At 67.8% G+C, this 13,429-nt stretch carries 14 protein-coding genes and 1 tRNA gene; 9 read left to right on the forward strand and 6 right to left on the reverse strand.

Annotated features, from left to right (window positions below; genetic code table 11):
- Positions 1-5: 5 nt before the first annotated feature.
- Positions 6-953 (forward strand): NAD(P)-dependent oxidoreductase, encoded by a 948-nt coding sequence (locus AC3ISA_RS05180; protein WP_489179628.1) that lies wholly within the window; start codon positions 6-8, stop codon positions 951-953.
- A gap of 1 nt (position 954) precedes the next feature.
- Here the strand turns inward: AC3ISA_RS05180 and AC3ISA_RS05185 are convergent, their stop codons facing one another.
- Positions 955-1,305 (reverse strand): hypothetical protein, encoded by a 351-nt coding sequence (locus AC3ISA_RS05185; protein ID WP_489179629.1) that lies wholly within the window; start codon positions 1,303-1,305, stop codon positions 955-957.
- 155 nt (positions 1,306-1,460) lie between these two features.
- Between AC3ISA_RS05185 and AC3ISA_RS05190 the strand changes: the two genes are divergently transcribed.
- Positions 1,461-2,462 carry a retroviral-like aspartic protease family protein gene (locus AC3ISA_RS05190; RefSeq protein WP_489179630.1) on the forward strand — a complete coding sequence of 334 codons (1,002 nt, stop codon included), beginning with the start codon at positions 1,461-1,463 and terminating at the stop codon, positions 2,460-2,462.
- On the opposite strand, the gene AC3ISA_RS05195 is transcribed toward AC3ISA_RS05190, so the two are convergent.
- Positions 2,449-3,240, reverse strand: coding sequence for an SDR family oxidoreductase (locus AC3ISA_RS05195; protein WP_489179631.1), 792 nt, complete (start codon positions 3,238-3,240; stop codon positions 2,449-2,451). The genes AC3ISA_RS05190 and AC3ISA_RS05195 overlap by 14 nt on opposite strands.
- 141 nt (positions 3,241-3,381) lie before the next feature.
- Between AC3ISA_RS05195 and AC3ISA_RS05200 the strand changes: the two genes are divergently transcribed.
- Positions 3,382-3,759, forward strand: a complete 378-nt coding sequence (locus AC3ISA_RS05200; protein WP_409719952.1) for a hypothetical protein — start codon at positions 3,382-3,384, stop codon at positions 3,757-3,759.
- Between the two features lie 16 nt (positions 3,760-3,775).
- Here the strand turns inward: AC3ISA_RS05200 and AC3ISA_RS05205 are convergent, their stop codons facing one another.
- The 3 genes from AC3ISA_RS05205 to AC3ISA_RS05215 all read right to left on the reverse strand — a co-directional run bounded on the left by AC3ISA_RS05205 (position 3,776) and on the right by AC3ISA_RS05215 (position 5,822).
- Positions 3,776-4,270 carry a MarR family winged helix-turn-helix transcriptional regulator gene (locus AC3ISA_RS05205; protein WP_372693347.1) on the reverse strand — a complete coding sequence of 165 codons (495 nt, stop codon included), beginning with the start codon at positions 4,268-4,270 and terminating at the stop codon, positions 3,776-3,778.
- Entirely contained in the window at positions 4,267-5,556 is a 1,290-nt protein-coding gene (locus AC3ISA_RS05210; RefSeq protein WP_489179632.1) for a serine hydrolase domain-containing protein, read from the reverse strand. Before AC3ISA_RS05210 ends, AC3ISA_RS05205 begins: the two co-directional genes overlap by 4 nt.
- 190 nt (positions 5,557-5,746) lie before the next feature.
- Positions 5,747-5,822 (reverse strand) — tRNA-Ala (locus AC3ISA_RS05215).
- Between the two features lie 162 nt (positions 5,823-5,984).
- On the opposite strand from AC3ISA_RS05215, the gene AC3ISA_RS05220 reads away from it, so the two are divergent.
- The 6 genes from AC3ISA_RS05220 to AC3ISA_RS05245 all read left to right on the forward strand — a co-directional run bounded on the left by AC3ISA_RS05220 (position 5,985) and on the right by AC3ISA_RS05245 (position 11,996).
- Positions 5,985-6,290 (forward strand): YggT family protein, encoded by a 306-nt coding sequence (locus AC3ISA_RS05220; RefSeq protein WP_489179633.1) that lies wholly within the window; start codon positions 5,985-5,987, stop codon positions 6,288-6,290.
- Positions 6,291-6,394: 104 nt separating this feature from the next.
- Positions 6,395-7,276 (forward strand): 3-hydroxybutyryl-CoA dehydrogenase, encoded by an 882-nt coding sequence (locus tag AC3ISA_RS05225; protein WP_489179634.1) that lies wholly within the window; start codon positions 6,395-6,397, stop codon positions 7,274-7,276.
- Positions 7,273-7,830: a phthalate transporter gene (locus AC3ISA_RS05230; RefSeq protein WP_489179635.1), complete on the forward strand. Its 558-nt coding sequence runs from the start codon at positions 7,273-7,275 to the stop codon at positions 7,828-7,830. Before AC3ISA_RS05225 ends, AC3ISA_RS05230 begins: the two co-directional genes overlap by 4 nt.
- 43 nt (positions 7,831-7,873) lie before the next feature.
- Positions 7,874-9,100 (forward strand): DUF418 domain-containing protein, encoded by a 1,227-nt coding sequence (locus AC3ISA_RS05235; protein WP_489179636.1) that lies wholly within the window; start codon positions 7,874-7,876, stop codon positions 9,098-9,100.
- A 41-nt stretch (positions 9,101-9,141) separates the two neighbouring features.
- Positions 9,142-11,025: a cobaltochelatase subunit CobT gene (gene cobT, locus AC3ISA_RS05240; protein WP_489179637.1), complete on the forward strand. Its 1,884-nt coding sequence runs from the start codon at positions 9,142-9,144 to the stop codon at positions 11,023-11,025.
- Entirely contained in the window at positions 11,022-11,996 is a 975-nt protein-coding gene (locus AC3ISA_RS05245) for an esterase-like activity of phytase family protein (protein WP_489179638.1), read from the forward strand. Before cobT ends, AC3ISA_RS05245 begins: the two co-directional genes overlap by 4 nt.
- 3 nt (positions 11,997-11,999) lie before the next feature.
- Here the strand turns inward: AC3ISA_RS05245 and AC3ISA_RS05250 are convergent, their stop codons facing one another.
- Positions 12,000-13,412, reverse strand: coding sequence for an alpha,alpha-trehalose-phosphate synthase (UDP-forming) (locus AC3ISA_RS05250; RefSeq protein WP_135193971.1), 1,413 nt, complete (start codon positions 13,410-13,412; stop codon positions 12,000-12,002).
- Positions 13,413-13,429 lie beyond the last annotated feature (17 nt).

The raw sequence follows: 13,429 nt of genomic DNA on the forward strand, positions 1-13,429 counted from the left end.
GCCGGATGAGTATCGACATCCTGGCCATCGGCCTGCCCGCCCTCGCCGACCAAATGCTGACCCAGCGCGCGCCCGGTCTGGGCTGGACCCTGCATCGTCCCGGCCCCGACGGCCTGCCTTCGCCCGAGGTCGCCGACCGTATCGTCGGCGTCGCCGCCTCGGGCGCCGCGTCCGTGGACGCCCGACTGATCGACGCCCTGCCCGCGCTGAAGATCGTCTCCGTCCACGCCGTCGGCTATGACCTGACCGATGTCGCCCACGCCCGGTCGCGCGGCGTGATCGTCACTCATACGCCCGATGTCCTGAACGAGGATGTCGCCGACCTGGCCCTGCTGCTGGCCCTGGGGACCTTGCGTCGCCTGCCGGCCATGGACGCCTGGGTCCGCGCCGGGCGCTGGGTCTCGGATGGGCCGCCGCCGCTGTCGCGCAGCGCCACAGGCCTGCGATACGGCCTGCTGGGCCTGGGCCGGATCGGTCAGGCCATCGCGCGGCGACTGGAGCCCTTCGCCGGCGAGATCGCCTATCACACCCGCAACCCGGTCAAGGATTCCCCCTGGCGGCACGTGCCGAGCCTGGTCGATCTGGCGACCCAGGTCGATGTGCTGATCGTGATCGTGCCGGGCGGCGCTTCGACGCGTGGCCTGGTCTCGGCCGAGGTGCTGGAGGCCCTGGGTTCGACCGGCGTGCTGATCAATGTCGCGCGCGGCGAGGTGGTGGATCAGGACGCCCTGGTCGCCGCCCTGACCTCGGGAGCGCTGGGCGGCGCCGGCCTGGATGTCTTCGCCGACGAACCGAACGTGCCCCAGGCCCTGATCGACAGCGACCGCTGCGTCCTGACGCCCCACGTCGCCTCGGCCACCGTCGAGACCCGCAACGCCATGGCCGAACTGATGATGGCCAACCTTGAGGCTGTATTGGCGGACAAGCCGCCGGTCACGCCGGTCCCGGACTAGCCTATTGAACCGGCCGTGAGGGACGTGTCGGCGTCACCGACACGGTCGGGCCGAACTCGCGGCCCAGGGCGCGCGGCTGATCGGGGATCGCATAGCTGATCGGCAGGGGACAGTTGTTCCGATCGCGCCGATCCAGCAGCATATAACGCCGCGCCTGGCCGTCATCGAGCGAACGGTCTAGCGTCATGGCGCGGTCGCCGCCGCCTTGCTGGGCCTGCATCAAGGGATCGGCGCAAGGCACCATCACTTGGTCCAGCACAGACGCAATCCGCACCATCGGCTGATCGACGACGGGCGCCGGATGGACGATCGCCGCGCTGTTGGACAGGGCCAGCATGAGTAGGGTCAGCATCTGGATGCTCCGGGTTCGATGCTGATCCTACGCCAGCAACCTCGGATTGACCAGATCGGCGCCGAACCACAGGACCGACAAGAATATGTCGCATGGCATTGGCGGAAAGCGCCTAACCTGATCGCCTCGGCCATGGCGTCAAGGAGGACAGGCGGTTGCGCCTTGCATTCGGCGACCAGACTTCCTGCACTTCGTCGCGGCGCGAGGCGCTGAGCCTGCTGGCGGCTGTCCCGTTTCTTTCCGCCCAGACCGCTCCCCCGTCGGAGCCGCCGCCCGATCAGGTCCGGCTTTTGCAGAACCTGCTGACGCGGATGGGCGTTGGGGTGCGTCTGAACGACGGCGCCCAGCAGGTGTTCGTCATCGACACCGGCGCCGAACGCAGCGCGCTCTCGGCCGAGTTGGCGCAGGCTCTGGCCCTGCCGCCCGGCCGCCCGGTCGTCGTGCACGGCATCACCGCAGCCGAGGTCACGCCCACCGTCGAGATCGCACAGATCGAGATCGGGCGACGGCGTTTCGCCGACCTGACCCTGCCGGTCTTCCCCCGCGCCGCCCTGGGCGCCGACGGCCTGTTGGGGCTGGACCTGCTGTCGCGCTTTCGCCTGACGCTGGACGTCAACGCCCGCCAGGTCGCCCTGTCGCCCTCGGGCTCGACCAGCATCGCCCTGACGACCAGCGTCGACGGCACGCGGCTTCGTCAGCAGGACGTCCTCGTCGCCGGCCATCGCGGTCGGTTCGGCCAACTGATCCTGACCCGGATCGAAGTAGCGGACGTCGAGGTCGCCGCCTTCATCGACAGCGGCGCGCAATACTCGATCGGCAATCTGGCGCTGATGCGGGCGGCCGGGATCGGCCAGACCACCGACCCGTCGCAGCCCGTTCGCATGGTCGGCATCGTCGGCGGCGCGGTGACGGCGCAGTCGGGGACGGCTCCGGCCATGCAGGTGGCGGGGCGGTCGCTGGGACCGACCCCGCTGCTGTTCGCCGACCTGCATGTGTTTCAGGTCATGGGCCTGATCGACCAGCCGGCCCTGTTGCTGGGCGCCGACATCCTGAGCCGGTTCAGCCGGATCACCCTGGATTACGGTCGCAGCCGCGTGGCCTTCGGCGGCGTGCTGCGCAGGCGTCCCTCAGCCGCCGGCGCGGTCAGATCGCCTTGATCGCCCCACCGTCCAGCCGGATCAGCGACCCGGTGACATAGGCCGCCAGCGGGCTGGCCAGGAAGGCGGCGGTGGCGCCGAACTCCTCGGTCGTGCCGATGCGGCCGACGGGGATGGACTTGACGGAGTCGGCCCGCGCCTCCTGCGGCGTGACGCCGGTGCGTTCGGCCGCCGCCTGGTCCAGCCGTTCGATGCGCGGCGTGTCGATCCGCCCCGGCAACAGGGTGTTGACCGTCACCCCGTCCGGTCCGACCTCGTTCGCCAGCGTCTTGGCCCAGGCCGCGACCGAGGCCCGCAGGGTGTTGGACACGCCCAGCGCCGCCGACGGCTCCACCACCGTGATCGAGGCGACGTTCAGTATCCGCCCCCAGCCAGCTGCTCGCATGCGCGGCAACACCCGGTCCGTCAGGCGGAAGATCGACAGCACCATCGATTCGAAATGATCGCGCCACACCGCCGGCTCCAGACCCGACACCCCCGACGGCGGCGGCCCGCCCGTGTTGTTCAGCAGGATTTCGATGTGGCCGCCCAGCAGCTCTTCGGCCAGGTCCGCCGCCTTCAGCAGCGCCGCGTGATCGGCCAGGTCCGCCGTGACCACGACCGCCTTGCCCGGCCCGGCCGCGTTAAGCGCATCCGCCACCGCCTGAAGCTTGTCCGCATCGCGCGACAGCAGGGCGACGTGCGCGCCCTCCGCGACCAGGGCCGTCGCCACGGCCCGGCCCAGGCCGGATGAGCCGCCACAGATCAGGGCGCGCTTGCGGTCCAGTTTCAGGTCCATGGTCGATCTCCGGCTTCGATTTCCAGCCCCGCATATCGGACGCCTGCCCGCCCGGCGCAACGCGGCGTTAACCGATGCGGCGCACCTTCATGCCTGAGCGGCCGCCATCAGCCGCCAGGACAGGCCGGGGAGGGCTCGCCCATGTCGACCAAGATGACTTCGAGCATCCGCCGCCACAGCGATCATTTCGAGCCGCAGGACACCGATCCCCAGGAACAGCGCCGCCTGCGCGGCCAGCTGGAACAGATCGACTACGCCGCCTACATCGCCAACAAGGAGGTGATCGGCCACGCCCTGACCGGCGTCGACGCCTCGTCCCTGCAAAAGCTGGCGGTCATGACCGCCACGGCCCGCGCCAAATGGGTGGCGGAATCGCTGCGCCTGGCCCACTCCGGCTCGGCCGTGACGCCTGATCAGGTCGCCCGCCTGACCGCCGCCCGCACCGCCTACGACGAACTCGCCGAAGCCTACGAGGCCCTGCGCCGCATCATCGAGCGGGGGTATATCGCGCTGCGGTGACGTGGATCAGTTTCGACTATGCCTGAGGCGCGTCATCGGCCTCGACCGAAGCGGTCAGCCGGTCGAACAGTGAACGGCCATCCAGGGTTCGTTCCAAGCGGTCGAGATGTTCGGCGACGTCGTCAGCCTCGCGATTCAGGGCCTCGGCTTCGCGATTCATGGCGAGCCACAGCGGGGTCAGGCGGACGACCAGAGCCTCGCCTGCCGAGGTCAGGGACTGACGACGCCGCCGCGCGTCCTGTGGATCCGGCAGAGCCCGCACATAACCGGCCGCTTCCAGCGATCGCAGTGACTGGCTGACCGAAACGTGGGTGATGCGTAGCGCGGCGGCGAGTTCGCCGACCGTCATCGGACCGTTCTGGACAACCTGGTTCAGGACGCCGAACCATCGCTGCTCGAAGGTGATGCCCAGGTGCGCATAGATGCGGCCGACGTCGCGGTCGATCCGCTCCGACAGGCGGCGCAGTTGGGCGCCGATGGTCGCGCCATGGCCGCCCTTCAGATCGGTCACTCGGACGGCTCCACGATGACGGCGATCTGCATGATCCGCTCGGCGCCAGCCGCATTTCCGCGGTGGCGAGCCTTCGCCGCCTCGACCTCGAAGACCGAGCGCGGTTTCAGGCCCTGCGGCCTCGCGTCGAACAGGGCGCGGGCTGCTCCCACGCTATCGTCCCTCGCCGCCGCCGTCATCGCCATGCCCAGATGATAACCGTCGGTCGCAGGACCGGGTCCACACAGGATGTCCTTCACCGCAACATTCAGGCCCCAGTAGCCATCGACCTCGCCATTGGTGAGCATGGCGAAGGTATAGCCCAGATCCTCGTAACGCCAGACCTCGCCGGCGATGCCGACATGGCCGCCGGTGTTGCCCACCATGCGATGACCGTTGATGGTCTCTTCCATGAAGCCCAGACCGTAACGCGCGCGGCCCAGATCGAACAGACCTTTGGTCGCCGTTGTGTACATCTGCGGCGACAGGAGCCGGCCGTCGCCCAGGGCGGTGATGAAGATCGACAGGTCCTCTACGGTCGAATAGCCGCCACCCGCCGAATTGCCCCGAAACTGGTTGACGAACAGATTGCTGCGCCAGGCGCCGGGAACAGCTTCGTCGCGGGCATAGCCGTCGGCCCGGTTCGGCACGACGAGATCGAGCGGCCAGTCGCCGCTGCCGCTCATGCCAAGGGGCTCGAATATGGTTCGCCCGATGTGGTCGGCGTAGGTCTCGCCGGTCATGGCCTCGACGATCAGGCCCAGGATCACATAGCCGCCATTGGAATAGCCGAGCCGCTCGCCGGGCGTGAACTCCAGCGGCAGGTCGGCGATCAGGGGCAGAAAGTCGCGGGTCTCTACGAAGGCCTTGGACGGCTTGTTCGCGATCGACTCCCAGTAGTTGCCCACGCCTGAGCTGTGCGACAGCAGCTGGCGGGCGGTGATCTGTTCGGCGACGGCGCGGTTCGGATAGTCGGGCAGATAGCGAATGACCGGGGCGTCCAGGTCGATCCGACCCTTCTCCACAAGACGCAGCACCGCCGTGGCGGTGAACATCTTGCCGATGGAGGCGACGTTGAACCGGGTGTCAATACGGTTCGCCGCGCCGAACACGCGCTCCGCCTGGCCCACCGCACGCTGATAGACGACCTGGTCGCCGCGCCTCAACATCAGGACGCCCGAGAAATCCGCATCTATGATCGCCTGTTCCACGGCGGCGTCCAGACGGGCGGCGATGGAGCCTCCTTCGTCCCCTGCTCGACCAAGGCCGCTCCAGCTCAAGACGCCCAGCCCTGCTGTCGCGCCCATCACCCCTCGCCGTGTCATCCGAATACCCACCGAAACCGCCCCAACATTTATGTAGGCGCCTACATAAATGCACGTTGAAGCAAACGCCAGCCTTGGAAACGCCCAGGACGACCCGAAACTCGGGACAGAGCGGATGACACGACCCGCACCTTCCGCAAACATTGATTTTATATGATGTATCTGGAGGGCCTGGTGGAGCCGAGGGGAGTCGAACCCCTGACCTCGTCATTGCGAACGACGCGCTCTACCAACTGAGCTACGGCCCCGTTTCCAGCGTGGGATCGGGTTCACAGTCGAGGCGGACATAGAAGGCGGGCGGGCGTGGTGTCAACGGGCTTGTGCGCGCAATCGGCGCAGGTCGGATACGGCCGTTGTCGGAAGGGGTGCGAACACGCTAGAAGCGCCGATCCAAGCAGGAGTTACGGTTCATGGGCTATGCGCTCGTCTGGTTGATCAACACCATCATCAGTCTGATGATCTGGTTCATCATCGCCCAGGCCATATTGAGTTGGCTGGTGGCCTTCGACGTCGTCAACTATCGCAACCGCTTCGTCTATTCGGTGGGCACCTTCTTGGACCGGGTCACGTCGCCCCTGCTGGAGCCGTTCCGCCGCATCATTCCGAACCTGGGCGGCATCGACATCTCGCCCATCGTGGTGATCCTGCTGCTGCAGTTCATCAGCGTGTTGTTCAACCGCACGGCGGCGCCGGCCCTGATCCAGTTGCTGGGCTGAGGCGACACGGCGGGCGGAAATCTGACGTTGGGGGGCCGATCCGCTCTTGCGCCGCGCGCCGTCCTTCCTAAAGGTGCCCGCCCGACCACTTTCGACCACGGTTCATGACCACGATCACCACAGTCGCCATTCTGGGCGCCGGACAAATGGGCGCAGGCATCGCCCAGGCGGTGGCGCTCGGGGGCTATTCGGTCCGGCTCTATGACGTCGTCGCCGACCGGCTGCCGCTGGCGCAGGGCGAGATCGCGGCCAGTTTGTCACGTCACGTGGCGCGCGGCCTGATCGATCAGGCCGCCGCCGACGCGGCCCTTGCCCATATCGCCGTCAGCGATGTGATCGCCGACGCCGTCGCCGGCGCCGATCTGGTCATCGAGGCTGCGCTGGAGGACGAGGCGGTCAAGAAGGCCATCTATGCGCAGGTCCTGCCGCACCTTGGGCCGCAGACCCTGCTGGCCTCCAACACCTCCTCGATCTCGATCACCCGTCTGGCGTCCTCGACAGACCGGCCGGATCGGTTCGTCGGCCTGCACTTCATGAAGCCGGCGCCGATCATGAAACTGGTCGAGATCGTGCGCGGCATCGCCACCTCGGCCGAGACCCATTCCGCCGCCGTCGCCTTCGCCGAGAGCTTGGGCAAGACGACCACGGACGCCGAGGACTTCCCCGCCTTCATCGTCAACCGCATCCTGGTGCCGATGATGAACGAGGCGATCTTCACCCTGTACGAGGGGGTGGGCGACGTCGCCTCGATCGACAAGGCGCTGCGCCTGGGGGCCAACCATCCGATGGGGCCGCTGGAACTGGCGGACTTCATGGGGCTGGATGTCGTCCTGGCCATCATGAACGTGCTGTATGACGGCCTGGCCGATAGCAAATACCGCCCCTGCCCGCTGCTGGTGAAATATGTCGAGGCCGGCTGGCTGGGCCGCAAGAGCGGACGCGGCTTCTACGACTATTCCGGCGACACGCCGGCGCCGACACGATGAGCCGGTTCGAGAGCTATTCCGACCTGCCGGGTCAGGCGACCATCGCCGCACGGCCCGCGCCTCTGTATCCGGTCCTGGCCTGTCTGGCGGGCGCGGCTTGGCCTCCACTGTGGCTGACCCTGCCGTTCTGGCGGCCCCATGCCTTCATGCCGGGACGCGACATGGACTGGCGGCTGGTTGTGATGCTGATCGGCCTGATCACCGTGCCGCTGGCCCTGTATCGCATCCTGACCGAGCGCAAGCGCGACGGTCGCCCCGGCACGCGGCTGGGCGTGGTCTGGCGCTTCATGATGTACGGCGGCCTGGCGGCGGCCCTGGTCCAGATCGTGGTCGCTCTGGGCATGAGCGTCATGGGCTGGATCGAGGCCGGCGACTTCATGCAGGCCCTGGGCGCCACCGAGACGACCCTGCTGATCTTCGGCGTCGGCGGCTTGCCTATCGCCATGATCGTGGGCGTCAGCTACGCCCTGTGGGCCGGGCTGTGCGCCGCCTTCATCGCTTTCGAGGCCCGGCCCGCAGTCAAGGACAGACTGGGCCTTATGCCGAAAGGCTGACATCGGCGTCTCAGGCCAGTTCAAGGGATTGGGGGATCCGCACATGACCATCGACCCGCCCGTCCTGTCGCCCGTCGAGCCGACATCGCGTATCGCCAGCCTGGACGTGATGCGGGGCCTGGCGGTGCTGGGCATCCTGGCGGTCAATGTCGTCTCCTTCGCCCTGCCCTTCATGGTCTATGACGACGCGAGCCTGAGCCCGTTCGCGGTGACGGGCGCCAACGCCGTGGCGCGCTGGACCGTGGACGTCTTCTTCCACCAGAAGTTCATCACCCTGTTCTCCATGCTGTTCGGCGCCTCGATCTTCCTGGTCGGGGGCGAGCGCGGCGACCCGGCGCGCGGGGGGCTGTTGCGGCGACGCCTGTTCTGGCTGGCGGTCATCGCGCTGATCCACGGCCTGGCCTTTTGGTACGGCGATGTGCTCCTGCTCTACGCCTGGTCGGCTTTGTTCGTGATGCTGATGCGGTCGATGCGGGCAAAGACGCTGATCGGCGTCGGCCTGGGCGTGACCCTGGCGCTGGGCGCGATGCAGGCCCTTGCCACATGGATGATGGTCGCCGGCCCGCCCGCCGTCACTGAGGCCATGGGCCAGGGCGAGCCGCAATACACCGCCGCCATGGTCGCCGAGGCCATCGCCGCCTATCGCAGCGGCTGGGCCGGGGCCATGGGCCAGAACCTGCAGAGCTGGCTGTTCCTGCAGGGGGCCAGCCTGACGATGTTCGTCTTCTCGACGGTGGCTCTGATGATGCTGGGCATGGGCCTGTTCAAGGCGGGCGTGTTCAGCGGCCGGGCGCCGACCTGGGTCTATGCGACGCTGATCGGCGTGGGCGGGGCGATGCTGGCCCTGCTGGGCGTGCTAGAATGGGCCGAGGCCATGGCGCCGGCCGGAACCCACCCGACGCGCGGCCTGGCGGAGGCCGTCGCCTCCTTCCCGATCTTCGTCACCCTGGCCTATGTCAGCCTGATCGTCCTGGCGACGACGCGCGGCCTAGGCTGGATCACGGCGGCGCTGCGGCCGGTGGGGCAGATGGCCTTCACCAACTATCTGACCCAGACCCTGATCATGACCTCGATCTTCTATATGCCGTGGAGGCCGCGCCTGTTCGGACAGGTGGACTATGTGCAGATGTGGGGCCTGGTGCTGGGCGTCTGGGCGCTGCAACTGGTCTGGTCGCCGCTGTGGCTGTCGCGGTTCAGCATGGGGCCGCTGGAGTGGGTTTGGCGCTGTCTGACCTATGGTCGTCGGGTGCCGATCCAGAAACCCGGCTGACGGCGCTTTTATCGCAGGCGCGAAGGGATTAACTGAGGGCCATGGCCGCCCCGGATACTCCCGCCGAAACCTTCAAACGCGCGCTGGGTCATGCCGCGCGGGCGTTGGCCGAACAGCCCGAGCTGGAGGTGATGTTCGGATCCGACGGGCCCAAGCTGTCGAACGGCGTCCTGACCCTGCCCCATCCGCCGCGCGATCCGTCCGGTCCCGAGAGCGCCTCTCTGCGCGGCCAGGCCGACCGGCTGGCGCTGCGACTGGCCAATCACGATGGGGCGGTGAACGCCAGGATGCGGCCCGTCGACACCAAGGCGGCCGAGGTGTTCGACGCGGTCGAGCAGGCGCGGGTCGAGGCATTCGGGTCGGAACATCTGGCCGGGGTGCGCGACAATCTGAGCGCCGCCCTGATCACCCGGCTGGAAAAGACCGGCGCCCTGCGGATCAATGACGCCGACCGCGTGCCGGTGTCCGAGGCCGTGGCGCTTCTGGTGCGCGAGCGGCTGACTGGACGGCCCGCCCCCGACGGCGCCAGGGCCATGCTGGATCTGGTCCGCGCCAATATCGAGGCCAAGGCGGGCGCCAAGCTGGACGCCCTGGCGGGCACGGCGGGCGATCAGGAAGGCTTTGCGCTGAAGATGCGCGAGGTGCTGCGCGCTCTGGATCTGGATCCCGGCGACGGTCGCGGCGAAGATACGTCCGAAGATCCCGGCGACGAGGAACCCGATCCCCAGGACCCGGCCGCCGACGACGATCAGGACGAGGAAGAAGACGAGGACGGCGGCGAGGGCTCCCAGTCGATGGAGGGCGACGCCGACGATCAGTCCTCGGACGAAGAACGCGAGAGCCGTCCCGAGGGCGCGCCCGCCGATCCCGACAGCGAAGGCTCCGACGAAGGTCCCGAACTGCAGGAAGGCCAGCAGCCCAATCGTCAGCAGACGGCCGACGACGGGCGCGCGGTGGACTTCTACCGCGTCTTCACCACCGCCTTCGACGAGGTGGTGGACGCCGCCGACCTGTGCGACCCGGTCGAGCTGGACCGGCTGCGCGCCCTGCTGGACGGCCAGCTGGCCATCCTGTCCAGCGTCGTCTCGCGCCTGGCCAACAAGCTGCAACGCCGCCTGCTGGCCCAGCAAAACCGCTCCTGGGTCTTCGATCTGGAAGAGGGCATGCTGGACACCGCCCGCCTGACCCGGATCGTCACCGATCCGACGGCGCCCCTGTCGTTCAAGGCCGAGAGCGAGAGCCCGTTCCGCGATACGGTCGTGACCCTGTTGCTGGACAACTCCGGCTCCATGCGCGGGCGGCCGATCATGGTGGCGGCGGTCTGCGCCGACATCCTGGCGCGCACGCTGGAACGCTGCGGCGTCAAGGTCGAGATCCTGGGCTTCACCACCCGCGCCTGGAAGGGCGGGCAGAGCCGCGAGGCCTGGATCAGCGCCGGCAAGCCCGCCAATCCCGGCCGCCTGAACGACCTGCGCCACATCATCTACAAGGCCGCTGACGCGCCCTGGCGCCGGGCCAAGAAGAACCTCGGCCTGATGATGCGCGAGGGTCTGCTGAAGGAAAACATCGACGGCGAGGCCCTGCAATGGGCGCACAGTCGCCTGCTGGCCCGCACCGAGCAGCGCCGCATCCTGATGGTCATTTCCGACGGCTCGCCGGTGGACGATTCGACCCAGTCGGCCAATGCGGCGCTGTATCTGGACAAGCACCTGCGCCAGGTCATCGCCGAGATCGAGGATCGCTCGCCGGTCGAACTGCTGGCCATCGGCATCGGCCACGACGTGACCCGCTGGTATCGTAAGGCCCTGACCATCGTGGACGTCGAACAGTTGGCGGGCGCCATGACCGAGAAGCTGGCCGAACTGTTCGAGAACGAAGGGGCCGCCGGCACCACGCGTCGCACCCGACGGAAGCTGGCGGCATGAGCCGGGTTGGCCGTCTCGCCTCCATCTGGATCGCCCTGTCGCTGACGGCCTGCGCCGCCTCGCTCGGCGCGCCGCGTCCCTATCCGCTGTCGTCCGATGGCTGGACGCCCGCGGTCGCGGAGCTGAGAAGCGTCAGCCTGGGCCTGCCGGGCGGGGCGCAGTTGGCGGACGGCGTGGGTTTCGCCGGGGGCCTGCAGATCAGCGCCGCCCCGACCTCGCCCTTGCACAGTCTGTCGGACCTGAAACTGACCGGTGACGGCGGCTTCGTCACCGTGTCGGATGCCGGCGATCTGGTGCGCGGCGACATTCGCCTGGACGCCGGCGGGCGGCTGATCGGCCTGGATCATTTCCGTTCGCGCCGCCTGACGCTGGAAGACGGGCGCGCGATCTCCGACAAGCAGGACGGCGATGCCGAAGGCCTGGTCGTCACACCCCCCGGCGATCTGCTGGTCAGTTTCGAACGGCGCCACCGAATCTGGAACTACGGCCCGCTATCGGCTCTCAAGACCCGGCCGACGCCGATGCGGGCGCCCGACTTCGCTTTCACCGAAAACGACGGGATGGAGGGGCTGGCCGTGGCGCCCAACGGCTGGCGTGTCTCTGGCGAGGCCGGCGGCGTGTGGAACTGTTCAGCGGCCCGATGCACCGTCGTGACCGCTCCGCCCGAGACGCCCATTCCCGACAGCGAATATCGCATAACCGGTCTGGATCGTGATCCGTCCGGCGACGGATGGTTCGTGGTTCAGCGCCTGTACCGGGCGCCCATCGACATGCGCGCCCGCGTGCGCCGCATGGCCCCAGACGGGACCCTGGGGCCGATCCTGATCGAGTTGAAACTGCCCGGCACCACCGACAATTTCGAAGGCATCGCCGCCGAGACCCGTCATGGCAGGACGCGCCTCTACATCCTGTCCGACGACAACTTCAATCCGGCCCAGCGCACCCTGATGCTGGCCTTCGACGTGGACTGAGCTTCAGGCGGCTCCTGCCCACTGGGTCGATTGGGCCGTCGTGTCGTCGGCGCGCAGGGCGCGCACGAAGTCGTCGCGCCAGATGCCCACATCGGTGGCGCGCACCACCTCCATCAAGGCTTCCCATTTCCGAATACGCTCGGCCAAGGGCATGGTCAGCGCCTTCTGTATGGCGTCCGAAAGCTCTTCGCGGCTGTAGGGATTGACCAGCAGGGCCTCGCCCATCTGCTCGGCCGCCCCGGCGAAGCGCGACAGGATCAGCACGCCCGGATCTTCGGGGTTCTGGGCGCAGACATATTCCTTGGCCACCAGGTTCATGCCGTCGCGCAGCGGCGTGACCAAGCCCACCCGCGCCGCGCGATAGATGCCGGCCAGCTGATCCCGGCGATAGGTGCGATTCAGGTAGCGGATCGGCTGCCAGTCCATGTCGCCGAACGCGCCGTTGATCCGCCCCGCCAGGGCGTCAAGCCGCGCGCGAATATCCTGGTAGCTGTCGACATCGTCGCGCGAGATCGGCGTGACCTGCAACAGGAAGACCTCGCCCCGCATCGAGGCGTTGTCCTGCAGGAACTGCTCATAGCCGAGCAGCCGCTCCTCCAGCCCCTTGGAATAGTCCAGCCGGTCCACGCCTACCATCATCGACCGGAAGGCCGACGACGCCGCCATCCGGTCATAGGTCCGCGCTCCCAGCGTCGAGTTCCGCGCCGCCAGGAAGCCGTCCACATCGATGCCGATGGGGAAGACGCCCGTCTGGACCTTGCGTCCGAAACACTCCAGCCCGCCGGTCCCGTCCAGTTCGCCCTGGGCCTCCGAGACCACATAGTCGGTGAACAGGTCGCTCCATTCCTGGGTGTGGAAACCGATCAGGTCGAAGTCGAACATGGATTCCACCAGCCGCCGGTGATGCGGCAGGGTCACCAGCAACTGCCGCGCCGGCCACGGCGTATGCAGGAAAAAGCCGATCCGGTTCCTGATCCCCAGGCGACGCAGGTCCCGCGCCATCGGGATCATGTGATAGTCGTGGATCCAGATCATGTCGTCGGGCTGGATCAACGGTGCCAGCACCTCGGCGAAGCGGCGGTTCACCCGCTCATAGCCCTCGCCGTATGACCGCTCGTACTGCGCCAGATCGATGCGGTGGTGGAACAGCGGCCACAGCGTCTTGTTGGCATAGCCATTGTAGTATTCGTCGACGTCCTGGGCTTCCAGATCGACCAGGCCCACGGTCACGCCGGCCCGGTCCTCGATCTTCACCTCGCCGGTATAGTGTTCGATCGTTTCGCCGGACCAGCCGAACCACAGACCATCGTATTTTCGCAAGGCGGCGGACAGGGCCATGGCCAGGCCGCCGGCGGACCCGGCGGCAGGGTCCGTCGGGGCGGAGACCCGGTTGGAAACGACGATAAGGCGGCTCATGACTTCACTTCAGACGG

The organism is Brevundimonas sp. KH_058 (assembly GCF_057838505.1).